The organism is Mesoflavibacter sp. SCSIO 43206 (genome assembly GCF_019904215.1).
Classification (GTDB): Bacteria; Bacteroidota; Bacteroidia; order Flavobacteriales; family Flavobacteriaceae; genus Mesoflavibacter; species Mesoflavibacter zeaxanthinifaciens.
Genome location: NZ_CP063201.1, coordinates 1,818,374 through 1,840,158 on the forward strand (window position 1 = coordinate 1,818,374; position 21,785 = coordinate 1,840,158).

The 21,785-nt window shown below is 31.7% G+C and carries 17 protein-coding genes; 8 read left to right on the forward strand and 9 right to left on the reverse strand.

Going from position 1 to position 21,785, the window contains the following annotated elements; genetic code table 11:
* Nucleotides 1–30: 30 nt before the first annotated feature.
* Nucleotides 31–6,093 (reverse strand): alpha-2-macroglobulin, encoded by a 6,063-nt coding sequence (locus INR78_RS08370; protein WP_223076166.1) that lies wholly within the window; start codon nt 6,091–6,093, stop codon nt 31–33.
* 177 nt (nt 6,094–6,270) lie between these two features.
* On the opposite strand from INR78_RS08370, the gene INR78_RS08375 reads away from it, so the two are divergent.
* The 3 genes from INR78_RS08375 to INR78_RS08385 all read left to right on the forward strand — a co-directional run bounded on the left by INR78_RS08375 (nt 6,271) and on the right by INR78_RS08385 (nt 10,461).
* Nucleotides 6,271–7,218 carry a lipopolysaccharide assembly protein LapB gene (locus INR78_RS08375; protein ID WP_106676728.1) on the forward strand — a complete coding sequence of 316 codons (948 nt, stop codon included), beginning with the start codon at nt 6,271–6,273 and terminating at the stop codon, nt 7,216–7,218.
* 313 nt (nt 7,219–7,531) lie between these two features.
* Entirely contained in the window at nt 7,532–8,887 is a 1,356-nt protein-coding gene (murC, locus tag INR78_RS08380; RefSeq protein WP_223076167.1) for a UDP-N-acetylmuramate--L-alanine ligase, read from the forward strand.
* A gap of 143 nt (nt 8,888–9,030) precedes the next feature.
* Entirely contained in the window at nt 9,031–10,461 is a 1,431-nt protein-coding gene (locus INR78_RS08385) for a hypothetical protein (RefSeq protein WP_223076168.1), read from the forward strand.
* A gap of 79 nt (nt 10,462–10,540) precedes the next feature.
* On the opposite strand, the gene INR78_RS08390 is transcribed toward INR78_RS08385, so the two are convergent.
* From INR78_RS08390 to INR78_RS08405, 4 genes are all read right to left on the reverse strand, one after another.
* A complete protein-coding gene (locus tag INR78_RS08390) occupies nt 10,541–11,098 on the reverse strand; it encodes a hypothetical protein (RefSeq protein ID WP_223076169.1) in 558 nt (185 codons plus the stop codon).
* A 3-nt stretch (nt 11,099–11,101) separates the two neighbouring features.
* The gene (locus INR78_RS08395; RefSeq protein ID WP_223076170.1) at nt 11,102–11,464 is read right to left on the reverse strand and encodes a DUF1304 domain-containing protein; all 363 of its coding nucleotides are present in this window, start codon (nt 11,462–11,464) and stop codon (nt 11,102–11,104) included.
* Nucleotides 11,465–11,468: 4 nt separating this feature from the next.
* Nucleotides 11,469–12,068 carry an FMN-binding negative transcriptional regulator gene (locus tag INR78_RS08400; RefSeq protein WP_223076171.1) on the reverse strand — a complete coding sequence of 200 codons (600 nt, stop codon included), beginning with the start codon at nt 12,066–12,068 and terminating at the stop codon, nt 11,469–11,471.
* Between the two features lie 107 nt (nt 12,069–12,175).
* Nucleotides 12,176–12,628 carry a DUF1569 domain-containing protein gene (locus tag INR78_RS08405; RefSeq protein ID WP_223076172.1) on the reverse strand — a complete coding sequence of 151 codons (453 nt, stop codon included), beginning with the start codon at nt 12,626–12,628 and terminating at the stop codon, nt 12,176–12,178.
* A 63-nt stretch (nt 12,629–12,691) separates the two neighbouring features.
* Here INR78_RS08405 and radC point away from each other — a divergent pair, with 63 nt between their 5' ends.
* The 4 genes from radC (at nt 12,692) to INR78_RS08425 (ending at nt 16,255) form a co-directional block, all read left to right on the forward strand.
* A complete protein-coding gene (gene radC, locus INR78_RS08410; protein ID WP_223076173.1) occupies nt 12,692–13,390 on the forward strand; it encodes a DNA repair protein RadC in 699 nt (232 codons plus the stop codon).
* A gap of 90 nt (nt 13,391–13,480) precedes the next feature.
* Entirely contained in the window at nt 13,481–14,782 is a 1,302-nt protein-coding gene (locus INR78_RS08415; RefSeq protein WP_223076174.1) for a polysaccharide deacetylase family protein, read from the forward strand.
* A complete protein-coding gene (locus INR78_RS08420) occupies nt 14,772–15,458 on the forward strand; it encodes a YjjG family noncanonical pyrimidine nucleotidase (RefSeq protein ID WP_223076175.1) in 687 nt (228 codons plus the stop codon). Before INR78_RS08415 ends, INR78_RS08420 begins: the two co-directional genes overlap by 11 nt.
* Nucleotides 15,459–15,460: 2 nt before the next feature.
* Nucleotides 15,461–16,255 carry a hypothetical protein gene (locus INR78_RS08425; protein WP_223076176.1) on the forward strand — a complete coding sequence of 265 codons (795 nt, stop codon included), beginning with the start codon at nt 15,461–15,463 and terminating at the stop codon, nt 16,253–16,255.
* Between the two features lie 144 nt (nt 16,256–16,399).
* Here INR78_RS08425 and INR78_RS08430 read toward each other — a convergent pair whose 3' ends face one another.
* Complete coding sequence (locus INR78_RS08430) at nt 16,400–17,677, reverse strand: replication-associated recombination protein A (protein WP_223076177.1); 1,278 nt, start codon at nt 17,675–17,677, stop codon at nt 16,400–16,402.
* 223 nt (nt 17,678–17,900) lie between these two features.
* Here INR78_RS08430 and INR78_RS08435 point away from each other — a divergent pair, with 223 nt between their 5' ends.
* Nucleotides 17,901–18,650 (forward strand): rhomboid family intramembrane serine protease, encoded by a 750-nt coding sequence (locus tag INR78_RS08435; protein WP_223076178.1) that lies wholly within the window; start codon nt 17,901–17,903, stop codon nt 18,648–18,650.
* Here INR78_RS08435 and rlmB read toward each other — a convergent pair.
* The 3 genes from rlmB to INR78_RS08450 form a co-directional block, all read right to left on the reverse strand.
* Entirely contained in the window at nt 18,647–19,381 is a 735-nt protein-coding gene (gene rlmB / locus INR78_RS08440; protein ID WP_223076179.1) for a 23S rRNA (guanosine(2251)-2'-O)-methyltransferase RlmB, read from the reverse strand. The two genes, INR78_RS08435 and rlmB, sit on opposite strands and share 4 nt — an antisense overlap.
* Before the next feature lie 66 nt (nt 19,382–19,447).
* A complete protein-coding gene (locus INR78_RS08445) occupies nt 19,448–20,191 on the reverse strand; it encodes a hypothetical protein (protein ID WP_223076180.1) in 744 nt (247 codons plus the stop codon).
* A gap of 57 nt (nt 20,192–20,248) precedes the next feature.
* A complete protein-coding gene (locus INR78_RS08450; RefSeq protein ID WP_223076181.1) occupies nt 20,249–21,784 on the reverse strand; it encodes a RagB/SusD family nutrient uptake outer membrane protein in 1,536 nt (511 codons plus the stop codon).
* Nucleotide 21,785 lies beyond the last annotated feature (1 nt).

The following is a 21,785-nucleotide window of genomic DNA, read 5'->3' on the forward strand; positions in this document are numbered from 1 at the left end:
AAGCCTTTTTTGTATTGAATAATTACATTATTATTCAACATCAATTCTTACGCCTTCACTGTGACTACTAAATTCTGGTGCATACATGCTTTGTATAGTAGTTATACCATTACTCATATTACCAGCATTGTTAACACGTAAATCATATTCAAACACATAAACGCCTTTTGGTAAGTAATCAAAAAAGAAGTTTGTACTTGCGTCTTTTGTGCTTTGATAATAGCCTAAACCGTCTTGCCATTTGTATTGACTAATCACATTGGTTGGCTCTAAACCTGCTGCACGCATATCTTTCATGTGGATAAATTCCATGTTTCTGTCGCTTCTTAATTCGATTCTTACGGTTACTAAATCGCCAACTTTAAGTTTGGTTTCTTTAGTAATTTCGGTAAGTGTTTCACCTGTATCTGTATTTGATTTTAAGAATAATTTTTTCTTTAGTTGAAGCGGAGTTTCCGCAGAGGTAATTTTATCTAAATCTTCAAAATACTGCCAGTATAAACTTCCCCAAGCAATACCTTTTCCTTTTTTAGAGATTTTTACTTCTGCCATTTTAGGCGAAATTTCATTAGCAGACCAAGACGTTTTAAAATAGCCAGTACCAGCTTCAACTTTAACGTCTTCCATAGTATTAGGATCTATTTTTTGATTACCTAAAACAATGTCTACCATATCCGTTACACTTAACCAATCGCTACCTTGAAGTAATAATGCGTACACAGCTTCGGTAGTAGCTTTGGTTGTTTTCCAGCGGTTGGTTTGCTTGTTTTTAAGTAACCAGATTTTAAGATTATCTATGGTTTCGAGATTCTTCGTTTCATTTTGAATGACATTACCAGCTTCAGAAAATGTTTCAATTAGTAGCGCTTGTGTTTCAATTGGAGCTTGATACCAATACCAAGAGTTTTCGTTAGATTTCCAATACATACCTAATTCTTCACTAGTAATACTGGTTTCTTTTAATGAATTTAAAATTTTAGATGTGGTATTAGTGTCATTATTTCTATAAGAAATTAACGCCATCAATCCTTTGTTATACAGACTTCTGCTTAACCAATAATTTTGAATTTGGGACTGATAATAATCCATTATAGTTTTTACTTCTTTAGACGTTTTTATTTCTGGGAAAAAGCTACGCATGTACAAATAATGTATTTGCATATGACTTAAATGGTCTTTGCTTAAATCTACATCTTTGTTGTATTTAGTTAAGTTATTATATTCTTCTACAAATTCTGAATCTAAATATTGGATTGCTTTTTTGATCATAGATGCTTCGCTGTCGCTTTGAATGACATTTAATTTTTTAAGATGTCCAAAACCAGTGATAATGTGTTGCGTGATAAAACGGTTTGGTCGTCCGCCGTTAAACCAAGCCCAAGCACCATTAGACATTTGGTTTTGTTTTAGTTTGTTTTTGGCGTTTTGCAATTCGTTATTCATTTTATTTAAATCGAAAAGTAATGCAATACGTTTTTTCTGTTCGGTTTCGCTTTGCGCGTCACGTAACCAAGGTGTTTCTTGAATTAAAATAGATTTAAGTTCTTGGTTTTTCTCTAAATTACTAATCAACGCATCGGTGTTTTTCCATTGATTAAATACCTCTTGAATACGAGGATTGCTATTTGCAATATGACTAGCCAACGCATTAGCGTAATACCTGCTAAAGGTTTGCTCGTTGCAATCGTAAGGATATTCCATTAAATAAGGTAAAGCTTGTACCGCGTACCAAGCAGGATTGCTAGTCATTTCTAACGTTAATTTATGATGTTTTAAAGTGCTTGATGAGGTGTTTTTAAGCTTATCTAATGTAAATGTTCTAGTTTGGTTACTTCTAATCCACATTGGTAAGGTTTCGGTAACTAACATTCTGTTGGTTAAAACAGGTAACGCATTTTGTTCACCATCACTAAAATCTCCTGCTTTTGCTACAATTTTATATTGAATAGCATTTACCGTATCTGGAATAGATAGTTGCCAAGCGACTTGTGTGTTGTTGTCTTTGTTTACTGTGAAATTCTCGACTGAGTTTGAGCTGACAAGCAAAGACGTAATATCTTCACCAGAAACCGCATCAGTCAATATTAATTTAGCTTGTCCTAATAAAGCTTTATTAGATAAGTTGGCAATTTTAGTGCTAATGGTTATTTGGTCACCTTGACGTAAAAAACGAGGTGCGTTTGGTATGACCATAAGCTCTTTTTGCGTCACTGCTTCTAAAGTTGAAACTTTACTTTCCAGAGTTTTTGTATGCGCTAATAATTGTAGTTTCCATTTGGTTAATGCTTCTGGAGTTGTAAAATTGAAATTAACATTACCATCTTTATCTGTTTGTAACTGCGGAAAGAAAAATGCTGTTTCTTGTAGGTTTTTACGAATTGTAACAGTGCTGAAATCTGTTTCTTTATTTTCTGGTTTATTATTAACCGTATCCTTTTTAATTTTTGCTGTTCCTGTATAGGCTTTTTCAGTTGTTGTACTATATCCAACAACGACAACTTCATCTAATTCAGCATCATTTGGAGCAGCAAATTCCATCATAGCTTCTTCCTCAACTATAATACCTTTCGCTTCTGGTTTATATAACCTTCTATAATTATTACCAAAACTCAACCCAAACCAATTAATTTGGTCGTATTGTTGTGTTGGATAGCTATAGTAATTCTTGTTGTTATTTATGACTCTAAATCCGCGTTGTCCAAAACTGTTTCCATTATTTTGGTTACGGTTTGGATTGTATGTAGGTTGGTACAACGGGTTAAAATCCCAATTATGTGATTTAAATTGGTCTAAAGAAGCATCGTACATGCTGGCAAGTAATTCGGCTGAGATTTTTTCACCTTTTGAACCTTTAATTTTAAAGCTCCAAGTTTCGTCCGTTCCTGGTTGTATTTTGTCTCTAAAGGTTGAGGTTTCTATCTCTAAATCTGTTTTTGGATAAGGAACCGAAATAGCTATGGTGTTAGCGGTATAACTATTAAAAGCAGCAAAACTATAATGTATGGCAAAACCGCCAACATCTTTATCTGTAACAGGAATACGAATGGTTTTTTTCTCGTTATTTATTACGTATTTATTACTATTTATAATACGCTTATCTTTTTCTACATCAATAAAAACAGTAAGGTTTGTCACTGCACTACCAAATGTGATTATTGCAGTGTCATTAGGTTGGTAACTGTCTTTATTTGTAGTAATGGTAAACAATTGGTTGTCTGAAACAGTTTCATCTTTTTCACTGTAAAGCGTTGTTCTAGTTTCATCTTTCACTAATTGTCCAAACTTATCTTTGCTTTCTAAAACGATAAGGTATTTACCAGATTCCCATTTTTTGATATTACCAAGTTTAACGTCTTTATCGTTTTCAGTATTAAATTCTTTAGTAAGCAAAATTTCACCTTTATCCCAAAATTGGCTATCGTCTTCATTGTTGTAAGCATCGTGTGGAAAAAGCGTTTTAAATTCAGTTTCACTTAAATTATGATAATCTGGTGCGTCCCAAGGACGATGTCTTAGTACTTGGTCTGGCGCTTTAAGTTTGTAGATTTTAATAGTACCTTTTGCAGGAACAAATTCACCATTTAAATTTTTAGTATCGATTTGAATTACATGCTCTTTATTGCTTTTATCTAATTCACTTTTTACAGACATAGTTGCTGTTAAAGCATGATAGCCAACGTTGACGATTGTAGTTGAGCTTCTGGTTTCACCATTAATATCGGTGACGTCTGCAGTGACTTCGTAATTAAAAACAGGTTGTGATTTTTGATCAACACTTTGGTCTGGTATGGCTTTAAAGGTAATATCAAATTCACCTTTATTATTTGTTGTGGTTTTGCCATGAGTTATTTCTTGAGGTTCGCTGTTAAAATACGGTCTGCGCCAGTACCACCAAGTTGGATATTGTACTTTGCGTTTTACGGTGTAAGTGACTTTAGCATCGCTAATATTACTACCAGCGTAGGCTTTTGCGTTACCTTTTATGGTAATGCTATCGTTAATTTTGAAGGTTTCGGTGATTGGATTAAAATTAGTTTCAAATTTTGGACGTTTGTATTCTTCAACTGAAAAATAATGTCTGCCGTTATCAAAAGTGTGATTTTTTCCTAAAATTTGAATTCTGTATTGTCCGTTTAAACCAGAATTTGGTAAAATAAATTCGCCAGCAACTGATCCAAAATCGTTAGTTTTTAATTCTAAACGACCAACTTCTTCATTATTTACATTATAAAGAATAGCGTAAACTGATTCGTTTTGTAACACTTCAGATTTTTCTTCATCTGTTTTTATGGCGATTGCCTTAAAATAAACAGTTTGGCTAGGTCTGTAAATACTTCTGTCTGTAAACACAAACGCGTTGTAACGTGTTTCTTCTTTGTTATTATCGTACTTTCTGCCAACGTAATAATTGCCAAAATAAGCAGTTTGGTTGTTGTGGTTAACTTCTGCGCTAACGTCTGAAAGATAGGTTGACGTTTTTTTTAAGGTAGCTTTGCCAAACACATCGGTTTTTAATGTCGAGTTGTGATATTTGTTTTTGTAATTTTTACGGTATGTAATATCTAAAGTTGCATTTTGAATTGGTTGCCCGTTATTTCTGTCTATTAATTGAAAAATAACTTCATTGTTGGTTTCCATTTCGGTTAGCGCAAAATCGGTAATTTGAAAAGTTTGTGTAGCGTACAAATCACTATTGGCTCTAGCAAGAATTAAATAGCTACCATTAGATAATTTTGGGACGACAACTTCTGTTGTGTGCGATTGGTAGTCGTTTTCGTTTTTTAAATTATTGTTCCAATTCGTGTGTTGCTTTAAGGATTTAATAAAGGGTAAACGCTCGTCTTCACGATAGGTTTTGTTGTATGTTTCTAACTGATCTTTTGATAAATTGTAAAGTGTAAACTCAAGATTTTCTACATTTTTATAACGTACCAAAAATCGGCTGTTTTGCTGAATCGGAATATACGTTTCGGTAGTAATTTGTAGTTCTTTATTTAAAATTTGTTGTTTTAAAATTGTACTGTTTTTAGCCGCTTTGCTACCAGGAAAACGTTTAGTAATATTGTTTACAATCGCTAAAGCTTCTTGTATTAACCAACGATTTTTAGTATTGGTTTTAGAGTCGTATTGTAAGCCGTTTTGATAAGTTTTTTCTGCAATTTCAAATTCGTAAAGCGCAGCTGTTTCATCTGTTTTTATGCTAAAAATTTCATCTTTTAACGTTTGAAGGTAAATTTCATCTTTATTATTAAAAGTCGCATGTTGTAAGACATAATCTAAACGCTGAATATTAACATCAACTAACGCTTTATAATTTTTGTTTTGTTGATGAAACTGAATTAGTTTTTGAAACACTTTTAAAGCCTGTAGTTGTAAAGATGTACTGTCTTTAGCTTCAAGTTTTAGGGTAGAAAATTTTGATGAAGTACTTAAATAGGTTGCGTTATCAATTTCAAATTTATATGCTGGCTTTGTAATGCTGTTCTCGTCTGTTTTAAAAAAGTCTAATGCATTGTGACTTAAAATATCAAATAACGTAGGTCTGTATGTTTCTGAGTTTTTAGACTTATTAATTATCGCATCAAATTGATGGATTGGTGTCGATTTTAAAACGCTTTCGTCTTCTAAAGATTGATTAAAAAGTGTTTGAATTTCGGTAAATAAAGTGTCTAAATCCCAAGTTCTAAAATCTTCTTCATCAACTTTACTTTCAGTTTTTATACGATTGTAAAACTTATATCTATTTTGATTAAAATACTGCCAATATAAGTTAGCCAACAAGTTTTGTAATACGTTTTTGGTAGGTGATTGACTGTTGTTTATTTCAGTTTTAAAATCTTTGATAATGCTTAATTGCGCATCTTCTTCTAGGGTTAGCGCATACTTACTTTTAAAAATAAGCGTTTTAATAACTTGTGGACTGTTTTGCTCTTTTTTAGCCAATATTTCAATTTGCTTAACAACATCCAAAGCGCTTTTTGGTAAACCATCTTTTTCATGGGTTTCGACTTGCTTCCAAAGTTTGGAATAGTCATCTTGAGCGTAAGTAGTAGCAAAAAGTAAAATCATTATTAAGGTTGAAATCTGTTTCATAAAATTATTTTTAATAGCAAGATAAGTTTAGACATTTTGACTTAAAACTAAAAATGCGTGAGTCTATCGTTTTGTTGAGTAAAACGTTAGAAATTTAAAGTTAACAATTATTAACGCAACAGAATCAAAAACAATACCAACAGAATGTTATTTTTGTATAAATTGAAAATACTAAATATGCGATTAATCATTTTTATATGTTGCTTTCCGCTTTTTTTAATGGGGCAAACCTCTGTTGAAAAAGGAAAAGACTTTATCAAACAAAAAATGTTTAGCAAAGCAGAAGCAGAGCTAAAACCTTTTGTTGATAATAATGAAAATGATTTAGAAGCAATAGAATTATTAGGTGATGCTTACGGACATCAAAAAAAATGGGATGAAGCCGCAAAACAATATAAAAAATTAACTGAAGCCAAACCAACCGAAGCTAATTATCATTACAAATATGGAGGCGCTTTAGGGATGAAAGCCTTGTCTGTAAGTAAAATTAGAGCATTAACCATTATAGACGACGTTAAAGCAGCGTTTTTAAAAGCAGCCGAATTAGATCCAAATCATATAGACACACGTTGGGCTTTAGTAGAGTTATACATGCAGTTACCAGGTATTATTGGTGGTAGTAAAAGTAAATCTTTAAAATATGCTAACGAGCTTGAAAAACTTTCTAAAGTAGATGGTTATTTAGCTAAAGGTTATATTTACGAATATGATGACGAGCCAGAACTTGCCGAAGATTATTACCTAAAAGCTATTAAAATTGGTGGCTCTATTACTTGTTACGACAAGCTAACAGCGTTATATGAAAAGGAAAACCTACCAGAAAAAGCCATAAGTAATATTGAAGCATCACAGGTAAAACATAAAAGAAATGCACTACACTATCAAATAGGAAAAGTATGTGCAGATTATAATGTACAATTAGATAAAGGTCTAACATGTTTAAAAGTGTATTTGCATAACTACTCTGCAAAAGATGGTGTGCCAAAAGCTTGGGCAAATTACCGTATAGCACAAATCTACAAACACAAAAAAGACAATAAGCAAGCTTTAGCACATATAGATTTAGCTTTAAAAGAACTACCAAAAATTGAAGTCTTTAAAGAATTTAAGGAAAGTTTGCAGTAGGCAGTAGGCAGTAAGCAGTAAGTTGTAGGTAGTAGGTAGTCTTTAGTCACAGTCACAGTCACAGTCACAGAAATAAAGCAAACTCTGTAAAATATTTAAATAATAATTAGTGAACATTCGTGAAATTCGTGTCAAGCAACACCTCGCAAAGTCACAAAGCATCAAAAACTAAAAATCTCTGCGAGTCTCTGTATCTCAGAGAAATTCTGTGTAATAACTAGATAAACTCTGCAAATCAATTAGTGAAAATTTGTGAAATTAGTGTCAAAATAAATTCCAATATGTATCTTTGAAACATCTTCAAAAATAAACCATGAACGTACATTTTATAGCTATTGGCGGAAGCGCAATGCACAACCTTGCATTAGCATTACATAACAAAGAATATCAAGTAACAGGAAGTGACGACACGATTTTTGAACCTTCAAAATCACGTCTTGAAGCTAAAGGATTATTGCCAGAACAATTTGGATGGTTTCCTGAGAAAATTACCGAAAGTTTAGATGCTATCGTTTTAGGTATGCACGCTAAAGCAGATAATCCGGAGTTATTAAAAGCTCAAGAATTAGGCTTAAAAATATACAGTTATCCAGAGTTTTTATACGAGCAATCTAAAGATAAAACTAGAGTTGTAATTGGTGGTAGTCATGGAAAAACCACAATAACATCTATGATTTTACACGTTATGCATTATCATGATCGTGATGTAGATTTTATGGTTGGCGCGCAATTAGAAGGTTTTGACGTGATGGTAAAATTAACCGAGGATAATGATTTTATTGTTTTAGAAGGTGACGAGTATTTAAGTAGTCCGATAGATAGACGACCAAAATTTCATCTATACAAACCCAATATTGCGTTGTTAAGCGGTATTGCTTGGGATCATATAAATGTCTTCCCAACGTATGAAAATTATGAAGAGCAGTTTAAAATCTTTGTAGATAGTATTGTACGAGGAGGAAGTATAAATTATAACGAAGAAGACGAAGCGGTTAAACGCATTGTAGAAGCTAGCGAAAACCCAATTAGAAAATTACCATATCACACACCAGAATACACAGTTGAAGATGGTGAAACATTGTTAGAAACTCCAGAAGGACCAATGCCAATAGAAGTGTTTGGTAAGCACAACTTAAATAATTTGGCTGGCGCAAAATGGATTTGCCAACATATGGGAATTGATGAAGATGATTTTTACGAAGCTATTTCAACATTTAAAGGTGCTAGCAAGCGTTTAGAAAAAATTGCCGAAACCAATAATAGCGTTGCTTATAAAGATTTTGCTCATTCGCCAAGTAAAGTAAGTGCAACTACAAAAGCAGTTAAAGAACAATACGCAGATCGTACTTTGGTAGCGTGTTTAGAGTTGCATACTTATAGCAGTTTGAATGCCGAGTTTTTAAAAGAATATAAAGGCGCTTTAGATGCAGCAGATGTTGCAGTAGTGTTTTATAGTCCGCATGCAGTAGAAATTAAAAAACTAGAAGCAGTAACACACCAACAAATAGCAGATGCTTTTGAGCGTGACGATTTAATTATTTATACCAATCCAGACGATTTTAAAAACTATCTTTTCTCTCAAAATTTTGATAACAAAGCCTTATTGTTAATGAGTAGCGGTAATTATGGAGGATTGGATTTTGATGAGGTTAAAGCATTGATTGAGTAATGTCATTCCTGCGTAGGTAGAAATATTAAAAATGTACCGAATATAGTGGATTCCGCAACGAGTGCGGAATGACAGTTTAAATAAAGTTTTACTTATTTTAAGTAACATTTTTTATGTTTTTAGTACTTATTTGAAAAGACTTTATGTTTTCTAGACTATTTTTTGACTCTAATTTTTATCCAAATACTTTTAGTAAGACCAGAATTGGATTAGCCATTTGTTATGGACTATTTAGTGCTATAGTCTTGTACTCTTTTTTTTATGTCTTAGATGATGTTTTTAGATTAATTGAATTAGGTTTTATAGAATTTCCTCAAGAAATTTCAGAGTCCGAAAAATACAAGCATAACTTGTTTTATGCTGCAATTTCTGTAATGATAGGTAACTCTGTTTTTATAAGTTATCTTTTTTCAAGACCATCAAAAGCTTTAAATAGAAGAAGTTTTAAACAGAAACGCATTTTAAACGATCAAGTATTTTTAGGTGCTAATTTTGTACACTGGTTTTTAAGAATTGGAGTTGTTTTTGGAGTTTTTGCAGCAAACGGAATCAATTTTAAAAACGAATTTTTTTACTATCCAATACAAATTTTAATCATAATCGTTCTATATCTAGATATTTGGAAAACATTAATACAAATACTTAAAAAGCGTAAGTATAAAATTTTATTCATCCACTTTATAACGACTGTGATTTTAATACTATCACTAGCAAAATTTGACGTTACAGATTATAAACGATTGGAAAAAGTCGCTTTAAAATACAATCCAACTATAGATTTACCTTACTCTAATTATTCAAGTCCTAATTATTATCAAAGGTTTAATGTTATCAATTTAAGATTAAAACTTAATTCAAAAAAAGAATTAGACATTTATGTTGAAAATAGAAGGCTTTCTGAAAAAGAAAAAATTAAGTTGAATGAACTACAAGGTTTTATTTCGAAAATTAAAAGTAGTGTTAGGGAAGAAGTTATTTTAAGAATGACAGTTAATCTTTTTGCAGATGCTGATTTGAAACTATTATATATAAAGCAGTTAGAAGCACAACTTTTAAAAAATAATATTTCGAGAATTAATTATATAGCGGTAGAAAGTAAAGAGTATTTTAACGAATGGGAAAGTAATAGTATATTCAAAACAATATCTTTTGATGTTTTAGACATCGAAAATAAAAGAACAGGTTTTAATTTTCCGTTATCTCCAAATTATTACGAGATTAAAAATTATTATAAAAATCATTTTAATGATTCCTTATTGATTCAATTAAAAAAAGAAATCAAGGTTGATGGAGAATTAATTACTAAAAAAAATCTTTCTACTATTCTTAAGAACAAAATAAACGCTAAGACTTACATTAAATACATTTATGATGATAATACTACATATCAAGATTATTTAGATATGCTATCTATCCATTATGTAACTGTAGAAAAATTAAGAGAAAAAGAACAAAAGAATTTTAAGGTTTATCCACAATCTAATAATGCTGTAGGATTTGGATCTGAAGCTTACAAAAGAGAACATAATAGATTAAAAAAGATGTACCCAATACATATTAGAGAATCTTTTTAGTAACTAAGAGACTATTTTTTCTGTTTAGAATTAGAGATGTTAAAGTAACGTATAAAGATAATTTTTAAATTGAATTTATTTAGTTCATCTCACGATAAGAGTTTTCACTAATGTTGAAAATCCCTTTTTCAAATTCGTCAGTTAGGTTTTTAAATAACTCAATTATAGGCTCAATAACTTGAGTCCAGTTGTTAAATTCTAGATGGTATTTTGTGATTATTTTTTTCTGTTTATTATCAGAATATGTATGTATTAATGGACTAAAATTTTCTTTTTTTGCAATTTTATTTAATTGTTTAAGTGCTAAGTTATTCTCCAGAAAGTAATTTAAATTTTTGTTTTCACTTTTAATTTTAAATCGGCTTTTCTTTCTTATAAATAGATTTAAAAGATGTGAAATTGAAGTGATTTCAAAATGTGTAATTGGAGTTGTAGATGGTAAATCACAACTAATTTCGCCAACATAAGCAGTGCCTGTTCTATTGTAAATGGTAAAATTACTATTGTTATATTCAAATTTAATTATATAGGTAACATTAGGAGATCTAACACCAAGACCAGTCGAAATATCTTTATCTTCAAAATAAAATTTTCCGTTTTCTTTTTCTGCAATTCTTTTAAATTCGCTCTTAAACATAATTTATTTGATTAAAACCAACAAAATCCCAATCAAAGCAGGTAAAGCTTGTACAAAAAATATCTTTTTAGAAGCGGTTATTGCACCATAAATACCAGCAACAGCAACGCAACCTAAAAAGAATAATGCAATGTTAGATTGCCACGTTGGGTTAGTGATAAAAAACGTCCAAATTAATCCAGCAGATAAAAAACCATTATACAATCCTTGGTTTGCTGCCAATGCTTTGGTTGGTGTAAATAAATCTTTAGGAAACTGCTTAAAAATTTTTGGTCCTTTGGTTTCCCAAGCAAACATTTCAAAATATAAAAAATAGAGGTGAAGCAAGGCTACTATGGCTATGATGATGTTGGTTAGTATATTCATGATTTTAATTTTTAAATACTTTATCCAAAAACGCCTTAATACTATCTTGACTGCTTTTAATTAATTGTTGTCTGGCGATTTCTTTGTCTTTTGGTAGTTTATCTTGAGAGAGTTTAAACTTGCCTTCCCAAGTTTTAATATCTATTTCAAACAGTTTAATATAATCTAAATTTTTATCTAATCTTGGGTTGTCAGGCTCTAAAACGTATTTGTGTTCTGGCGCTTCTAAAAACTCGGTCATCGTAATTAAAGACTGTTTTAAAGCAGCTTTGTCTTCAATTCTGGTAACAGTTCCGGTAAGGTGTACTTTAATGTAATTCCACGTTGGTAATTGTGTTGTGGTATAAATACTTGGCGAAATGTAACATTGTGGACCAGAAAATATTATGGTCACTTCATTTTCATGCTGAAGCAAGTCCGTTTGCGGATTGTAAATATCTATATGACCAATAAGTTTACCATCGGTTTCTCTATAAATTAAAGGCAAATGCGTTATCAAAGGTTGATTGTCTTTTACCGAAATTAATGTAGCTAACGGATACGTTTTTATCACTTCAATATGATGAAGCTGGTTATTATCTTGATGTTTTTTTGGTGGATACAATTTTAAATTGAAAGTATTTAAGGTGAAATATATTTAAAGTTTTTAAGCTAATAAAAACACGTTTGGTAGTTAAGCGAAGTCTATTTGGTAGCTGAGCGTAGTCGAAGCTACACACCAAATTGTCTAAAATGATGATCTAAATGTTTATAAGCACTTTTTCCCCATTGGTCTGCTGTAAACGTACCAAAAACTGGATGTTTCTTTTTAGGTTCAAAATAGTCCTTAGATGTACTCATGGTTTCAATTTTAGACTTTAATTTATCTTTTTCGGTACTAAAAGCTTCAGTGTTAACTATAATAAATTCTTTAGCGGTTGGTAAACCTTCTTTCCAAGGTTTGTCGTTGTAAAGGCTTGGTGCAACAAGTTTCATCATCATACCCATTAAAAAATTTGGTTTTTTAATAGTGCTTTCGCCTAAAGCTAATTCAATAGGTTTTGTACAGTGTACCAGCATTTGGTTAACGTTCATTTTTCCCCATTTAGCCGACGATTCAGCTTCAAGATTTTCTAAACGGTTTAATAGTTCAGCTTTAGCTTCGGTTTCAAAAATAGATTTCATATTTAGATAATTAGTTGGTTTTTTGGAGTTTAAAAATTACAAAATATTGTGTAGTTTTATCAAATGTCTGAAAAAAAGCCATCTTTTTCAATAAAAAACTGGTCGGAAGATGATCAACCACGCGAAAAGCTTCTTAAAAAAGGAAAAGCAGCTTTAAGTGATGCAGAACTAGTTGCTATCTTAATTGGATCTGGAAACCGTGAAGAAAGCGCTGTAGATTTATGTAAACGCATTTTATCTAGCGTAGATAACAACTTAAACCAACTAGGTAAATTAAGCGTCAAACAATTAATGCAATTTAAAGGCATTGGCGAAGCTAAAGCTATTAGCATTGCTGCAGCTTTAGAATTAGGGCGACGTAGACGTGCAGAAGAAGCCTTACAGCAATTTAAAATTACCTCTAGTAAATCTGTTTTTGAGTTAATGCAACCCATGATTGGTGAGTTACCTCATGAAGAATTTTGGATTATTTATCTTAATAATTCTAACAAAGTAATTGATAAATTACAGCTTAGTAAAGGCGGAATTACAGGTACTTTAGTAGATACACGTTTAGTCTTAAAACAAGCGCTACAAGTAGGTGCAGTTGCAATAATTATGGTGCATAATCATCCATCAGGAACCTTAAAACCTAGTCAAGCCGATAAGGATATAACCCAAAAATTAAAATTAGCTGCTCAAAGTTTAGATATACGTGTTTTAGATCATTTAATTATTACAGAATCGGCTTATTTTAGTTTTGCAGACGAGGCTTTGCTGTAATATGATGATAATTTCTTTAAAACTGATCTTAAAAAATACACTTTTAAATCAGGAATTTGGTACTTTTAAACCTTATAATCTCAATCGTTAATGTTACTAGTTTACACACACAAAATTACGCCACGTGTTAAATACACTTTTAAACAAGTGTGTACTAGAATACTTGGGATTCCTGTAGAATTTACAACAACTATAGAAGATTTTATTGCTCACGATAGCCTTAAAATATCTTATGCAAAACAACCTTTAAGTAACGAGGTTTTTATTAGATCTAACGATTTGTTATTTGAGCAAGGTTTATCAGATATAGATATTAATATTTATGATTGGGAAGAGACTAAATGCTTTTTTCCTGCAGGAGATAAAAGTGCTTTGCCCTACGATATTTTTGCGGCAACATTTTATTTAATTAGTAGATATGAAGAGTATTTACCACATGTTAAGGACAATTATGGTCGTTTTCCAGCAGAAGAAAGTTTAGCCTTTAATAATCAGTTTTTAACACAACCAGTAGTAGATATTTGGGCATATAAGTTTAAAACTATATTAAAAGAACAATTTCCTAATTATATATTTCCTGATAAAAAATATACAGTAACACCAGTTATAGATGTACCTATAGCTTATAGGTATAAATTGGTAGGAGTAATGCGTACATTTGGCGGAACCTTTAAAGATTTTTTTGCATTTAGATTTAAAGATGTTTATGAGCGTTTTGGCGTATTATTAGGAGCAAGAAAAGACCCGTTTGATACTTATAAATACATTGTTAATCGACAAAAAAAACGAAATTTTAAATTTATATTTTTCTTCTTAGTTGGCGATTTTTCTACCTACGATAAAAACATAAATAGTCAAAAACAAAAATTTAAATCTTTAATAAAACACGTTGCAGATTATTGTAAAGTAGGTATAAAATCTTCATTTTTTGCTCTAAATGATATTGAATTGTTAAAGATTGAAAAGAGTAGAATGGAAGCTATCATTAATACAAATATAGCAGGTTCTAGACATTCTTTTTCAAAAGTAAATTTACCAGAATCTTATCGTAATTTAGTCGAATTAGAAATACCTGAAGATTATACAATGGGCTACGTTAATCACTTAGGTTTTAGAGCAGGAACTTGTACTCCGTTTTTGTTTTATGATTTAGATTACGAGGTGCAAACACCACTAAAAATAGTACCATATCATGCTTTAGATTTTGCATTTTTAAAGTATAATTCGTTATTAGACAAACAAGAAGCTTTAGATAAATTAATTAAACAAGTTAAAGCTGTAAACGGAAATTTTGTACCTGTTTTTCATAATTATACATTTAGTAATATACCGCGTTGGAAGCACTTTAAAACACTATTTAATACAATTTTAGACTCAGTAGATGAACAATAATATAGAGCATATTTTTTTTGATTTAGATCACACACTTTGGGATTTTGATAAGAACTCGGCATTAACTTTTGATTTTATTTTTAAAAAGAATAATCTACAACTTAATTTACCTGAGTTTTTGAGCGTTTACGAACCGCTAAATTTGCAATATTGGAAGCTTTATAGAGATGAAAAAGTAAGCAAAGAACATTTAAGATTTTATAGATTAAAAGATACCTTTGATGCTTTAAATATAGAAGTAGAGGCAGAAGTAATTAATAAACTGTCAGAGGATTATATAGATAACTTAAGTAATCAAAACCATTTATTTGATGGTACTTTTGAAATTTTAGATTATCTAAAACCAAAGTATCAATTACATATTATAACCAATGGATTTGAAGAAGTACAGCATCATAAGATGAAAAAATCAAACATATTTCATTTTTTTGAAACTATAACAAATTCAGAAATGGTTGGTGTAAAAAAGCCAAATCCTAAAATATTTAATCACGCTTTAGATTTAGCCAATGCAACAACTAAAAACAGCATTATGATAGGCGATAATTATGAAGCCGACATTTTAGGAGCATTAAATATTGGTTTAGATGCTATTTGCTTTAATTATCATAAAGAAACTATAGCTCCAGATATAAAAATTATCAATCATTTATTAGACTTAAAGAAATATTTATAAAGATGAAATTTTCAAAAATACTATTCATTTTCGCAGTGCTATTTAGCACCTCATTATCAGCCCAAAACCAATTAAATAACTATAAATATATTGTTGTTCCAAACCAGTTTAAATTTCAAAAAGAACCAGGTCAATACCGTGTAAATGGTTTAACTAAGTTTTTGTTAGAAAAACAAAATTTTACTGTTTTATTAGAAGGAGATACCTTACCAGAAGATGCGATACAAAATAACTGTTTAGTTTTAAAAACTACAGCAATAGACGATTCTTCTATGTTTAAGACTAAATTAAAATTTCAGTTTAAAGATTGTCAAGGTAAAGTTGTTTATACCACAGAAGAAGGCGAATCTAGAGAAAAAAAATATATAGTAGCATACAACGAAGCTGTAAGACAAGCTTTTAGTAGTTTATCTAATTTCACTCATAAATATGAAGTAAAAGAAACTGAAAATGAAGCAGAAGAAGTTATTGTTACTCCATTACCTAAAGTAACAGAAGCACCATTGGTTAAAGAAGTTGATGAAGAAGAAATAGATGAAGAAATTGAAATACCAATAAAAGAAGGTTATAAAAACTCTTCAAATAATGCACTTACTGCTGAAGCATTTGGAGTAATAAATTACAATTTAAAAAATAGTCAAGGTCAAACGGTATACACCATTTTATATTCTGGTAAAGAAGATTTATACATTGTAAAAGGTAAAGATGCTGTTATTTATAAAATAAATGGTAGCTGGGTTATTGCAACCAATGACAATGGTACTTTACAGATTAAATCTATTGATATTAAGTTTTAAACGAGTTAATCTTTTATTTATAGATTCTTAGTTTCATCTGCGTTAAGGATTGAGGTATTGTTGGAGCACATCTTTGATTGCGACTACCGAAAGCCTGACGCACTTTTGCCATTAAAAGCAAAAGTGGGTAACGCCCAAAACATTTTAATACCCGTATTTATCTTTCCAACGTTGTTTTAAAAACTCACGTTGCGCATTTTCTCTAGCATTATTACCAGGTTGGTATAATGGTGTATTTGCAATTTCTTTGGGTAAAAACTCTTGTGCAGCAAAATTATTAGCGTAATTGTGACTGTATTTGTAGTCTTCGCCATAACCAATATCTTTCATTAGTTTTGTTGGCGCATTACGTATGTTAAGTGGTATACTTAAATCTCCGGTTTGTTTGACTAATTGTTGCGCATTATTTATTGCCATATACGCCGCATTACTTTTTGGCGAACACGCTAAATAAGTAGCACATTGGCTAAGAATAATCCTAGATTCTGGATAACCAATAGTAGATACCGCTTGAAATGTACTATTTGCAATAACTAACGCAGTAGGATTAGCGTTACCAATATCTTCGCTAGCCAAAATTAACATACGTCTTGCTATAAATTTTACATCTTCGCCACCTTCAACCATGCGTGCTAAATAATACACAGCACCATTAGGATCACTACCACGAATAGACTTTATAAACGCCGAAATAATATCATAATGCTGCTCGCCAGTTTTATCGTAACGTACCGTATTACTTTCCACTTTATCCATTACCATTTTATCGGTAACAACAATCTTGTCGCTATCTTCTGCGTTAATAATAAGCTCAAAAATGTTAAGTAGTTTTCTAGCATCACCACCAGAAAGACGTAATAGAGCGCTAGTTTCTTTAAGCTTTATGTTTTTTTGGGATAAGATTTCATCTTTTTCAATTGCACGGTTTAAAAGCGCCTCTAGATCGGTTTTTTCAAACTCTTTTAAAATATAAACCTGACAACGTGACAATAATGCTGAGATAACTTCAAAACTAGGATTTTCTGTAGTAGCACCTATTAAAGTTACCCAACCTTTTTCTACTGCTTGTAGTAAACTATCTTGTTGCGATTTGCTAAAACGATGTATCTCATCAATAAACAAAATTGGGTTTTTAGCCGTAAACAATCCGCCGCTTTCCTTCGCTTTATTAATTACATCTCTAACATCTTTTACTCCAGATGCAATTGCGCTTAATTGATAAAATGGACGATTGGATGTGTTTGCAATGATATTTGCCAATGTAGTTTTTCCTATTCCTGGTGGTCCCCAAAGTATCATCGATGGGATTAACCCTTGTTGGATGTGTCTAGTTAACGTTCCGTTTTTGCCCACTAAATGTTGCTGACTAATGTAGTCTTCTAGCGTTTGTGGTCTTAATCTTTCGGCTAAAGGGGTGTTCATCTTGTAAAATTAAATCAAACTTTTTTAAAACAATAATTACAACCAAACAACTTATTAACTTTGTTATGGCGTGCCTTTTTTTGAAAAAAAATCAAAAAAATTCGGGCTTTCGCAAGTCGCAATCAAAGATGTGCTCCAACAATTGCTTAATCCCTCACGCACATGCTAGCTGACAATTTTACATCACTTAAAAGTTGGTTAACTATTTGCTATATTCACTATAATGAAACAAAAAGAACAATTTAAATACAGTCCAGAAGTATTACTTTATCCGCTAGGATTTGTAATGCTATTGTGGCTAATTTTTGCTATCGAAATTCGTTTTGGTTTCAGTTTAAACAAACTAGGAATTTATCCTCAAAAGCTGTCAGGCTTAAAAGGCGTTTTGTTTAGTCCTTTTATACATGGCGGAATTAGTCATCTGTATCATAACTCAATTCCATTATTTATCCTTTCAGCAGCTTTATTCTATTTTTACAGACCGATAGCATTTAAAGTTTTAGGATACGGTATATTACTTTCGGGTTTTTTAACATGGTGTATTGGTCGACCATCTTATCACATTGGAGCTAGCGGATTAATATATGTTTTAGCTAGTTTTATTTTTTTTAAAGGTGTTTTTGCAAAACATTATAGGTTGGTAGCTTTATCTATGCTGGTTGTCTTTCTTTACGGAAGTATGGTTTGGGATGTTTTACCATTAAAAGAAGGTGTTTCTTGGGAAGGACATCTATCAGGTTTAATAACAGGTTTGTTTTTTGCTTTATTTTTTAGAAAGCAAATAGCAAAACCAAAACGATATGTTTGGGAACAACCAAATTATAACGAAGAAGAAGATGATTTTTTAAAACACTTTGATGAAAATGGTAATTTTATTGAAAGTAAAGAAGAAGATATTGAGGTAGAAGATAAGCCTTCAGCTCAAAATTCAATACAAATAAAATATACTTTCAGAGAAAATAAAGACGATTAACGTCTTTGTCTTACAGCTTCATATAAAAATGCGCCACAAGCAACAGAAACGTTTAACGATTCTATGTCACCAAGTAAGGGTAGTTTAGCTTTATAATCCGCAACTTTAATAACAGATGGATTAATGCCTCTTCCTTCAGATCCCATAATAATGGCACAAGCACCTTTAAAGTCGACATCGTAAAGCGTATCTTCTGTTTTTTCGGTAGCAGCAATAACTTTAACACCAGATGCTTGTAAAAAAAACACAGCATCTTTAATGTGTGATACCCTACAAATAGGTACTTTAAATACAGCACCAGCACTTGTTTTAATAGTATCTCCGTTAACAGGAGCAGCACCTTTAGATTGAATAATGATTCCGTTTACACCAGTACATTCAGCAGTTCTGATTATAGCACCAAAATTACGCACATCACTCAATTGATCTAGTAGCAAATAGAGTGGAGTAGAAGTCTTTTCTAAAACTTGTTCATGTAACTCTTCAATATCATAAAACTTAATAGGAGATATCTGTGCAACTGCACCTTGGTGATTATTTTGTGTTAATTTATTTAGTTTTTCAATAGGGACATAAGAAGCGTTAATTCTATTATGATTTATTAAAGACTCTAACTCTTTAAATAAATCGCCTTTTAATCCCTTTTGTAAAAAGACTTTATCAATGTTTTTATTGGCATTTATAGCTTCTATAATAGCTCTTAAGCCAAAAATTTGTGTTGTTTTTTGCATGGTGTAAAGGTATAAAAAAAACAGCCTGATTTCTCAGGCTGTTTTTTTTATTCTTAATTGTTTTTCTTATAAAGAAAAATCAAAATCAAAACCGGCACCATAGTCTCCATCAGAGTAGTATAGTGTTGATTTGTTTCCATCTAGTAAATAAATTTCTCCAGCACCATCACCATATTGATCAAAAACTTGAAGTCTATAGTCTCCATCGCTTAAACAAATAGGTAAGTTAGTAAATCCTGTTCTGCCAGCATAACCACCAAAAGCAGGAGAAGAATTGTTTGAAGCAACAATAACACCAGCATTAAGGTCTACAATCCTCCAGTAAACTTCTTCTGGGTAATCGTCAAAAACAGTGTAATAGAATAATCTGTTTTCTAAACACTCTCTAAAAACGTTAATAGTAGCAGGCTCACCAATTGATGATCCGTCTCCATTAGGTTCTGTAACGTTTAATACTAAAGTTACAGGCTCTCCATCTAATCCAGCGTAATCATTAATAGAAACAGCTAAGTCTCCTTTATTAGATCCCGCAGGTATAGTAACAGTTGAAGGTACTGTAATATAAGTTTGGTCTATTGTAGATGCAGACATAACTTCAACATTATATGTCCTGTCATTACCAGCTACGTTTGCTGAATAAAGTGATACATTTTGAGTACTAGAACCGCTAATTTCAACTTCTAAATCTATAGCTTGTCCTGAGAAAGCTACATAGTTTGTTCCTGGTGCTTCAACTTCTTCTTTTTCACAACTTGAAAAAAAGAATGCTGCCCCAATAGCTAAACATGTAAATAATCTTAATTTTTTCATGATTTGTATTTTTAACACACTTCTATGATTTATGTATCATAGAAGTGTGAAATTATATTATTGATTTTGGTTACTTAAAAATGGATTGTTCTGAATTTCATCTTGTGGAATTTCGAACTGCATTCTTTCGTCATTATAAGGAATTGGTTGTCCAACAAAAGATAAATGGTTAGAACCTCTAGTTACAGTAGCTTGGTTACGCTTCATAGCTAAATAACTCTTACCTTCACCCCATAACTCAATACGAGTTTGTAAGTAAATTTCATCTAAAAGTGCTTGACCTGTTAAAGTATTTACATAAGCAGAACTAGGTACTCTTAAATCTAATAAAGCTTTTAGGCTTGTTCTAGCAGCAGCTTCATTTGGTATTCTAGCGTTAGCCTCAGCATTTAATAGGTAAGCTTCTTCAATTCTCATGTAAACGTAATCTGCAGTTACAGTTTGAGAAGCACCTCCAATTGTACCAGAAGCAGCAAACTTAAATAAAGGTTGTAAGTGTCTTCCGTTAGCAGGATTGTTTAAGAATTGACCTTTACGTGCATCATTTGCAGGGATTGCAGCGAATAAACTTGCGTCTATAGCTTTGTAATCTCCAGCCCATGCATAACTATATGAGAAAGCATCAATCTGACCCCACCAAGATACTAAATCTAAACCATTGTTTTCAGTAATGTCTATTCCCCACATCCAGTTGTCTGTAAAATTAACATCATTAAAAGCATTACTAGTACCATCTGCAGGTACAACAGTTACTTGAGCAGGCTGTAACATTGTGTGACTTGTAGTTGTGATAACATCATTTGTCAAGTCAGCTACGTCTTGCCATCTTCCACCTTTTGCACCTAAAACGTAAGCATAAATCATTCTAGCTACGTTTTGGTCAACTTGGTTTTTAGCTGTTCTGTTAAAACCATCTAAAAGAGTCACTGCATCCATTAAGTCCGCTTCCATTTGGTTGTAAACTTGCTCAGCTGTAGACTTTGGTAAGTTTTCAATTTCAGGCTCTATATAAAGAGGTAAAATAGCTTCGTTTGGTACATACTCTTTTTGAAAATATTGTGTTAAGTAAAAATAAGAATGCGCTCTTAACGCCTTAGCTTGTCCCATTGCATATTTGTTCTCATCTAACTCAGGTACTGCGTCATTACCTCCTAAAGAAGCAATTACGTTGTTTGCAGATCTTACAATTCTGTAATAGTATCTCCATACCATTCTGTTACGACCTCTTGTGAAATCCTGAGGAGCTTGGAATTCAGTAATATCTGCTCTGTACCATCCATATGTACTAACACTAAGTGCCATATCACCACAAAGCATATCACCATATACATCATAACCTTTTTGACCAAAGTCATCATGGTTAAGATTTGTTCCTCCTGATCCAGTTTGGATCATTTGAGCGTAAATACCATTTACGAATGCTGCAGGTATATTTGTGTTTGTTTCTGCAGCCTGTTCTGCATCAGCAGAAGTAAAAGATGCTGTTGGTTGGCTTTCACCAGCAACACCTGTGTTGTCTAAGAACTCTTCACTACAGCTGAAAGACAAAGCAATCACTGCTATAGCTAAAGTTTGTTTAAATAAATTTTTCATA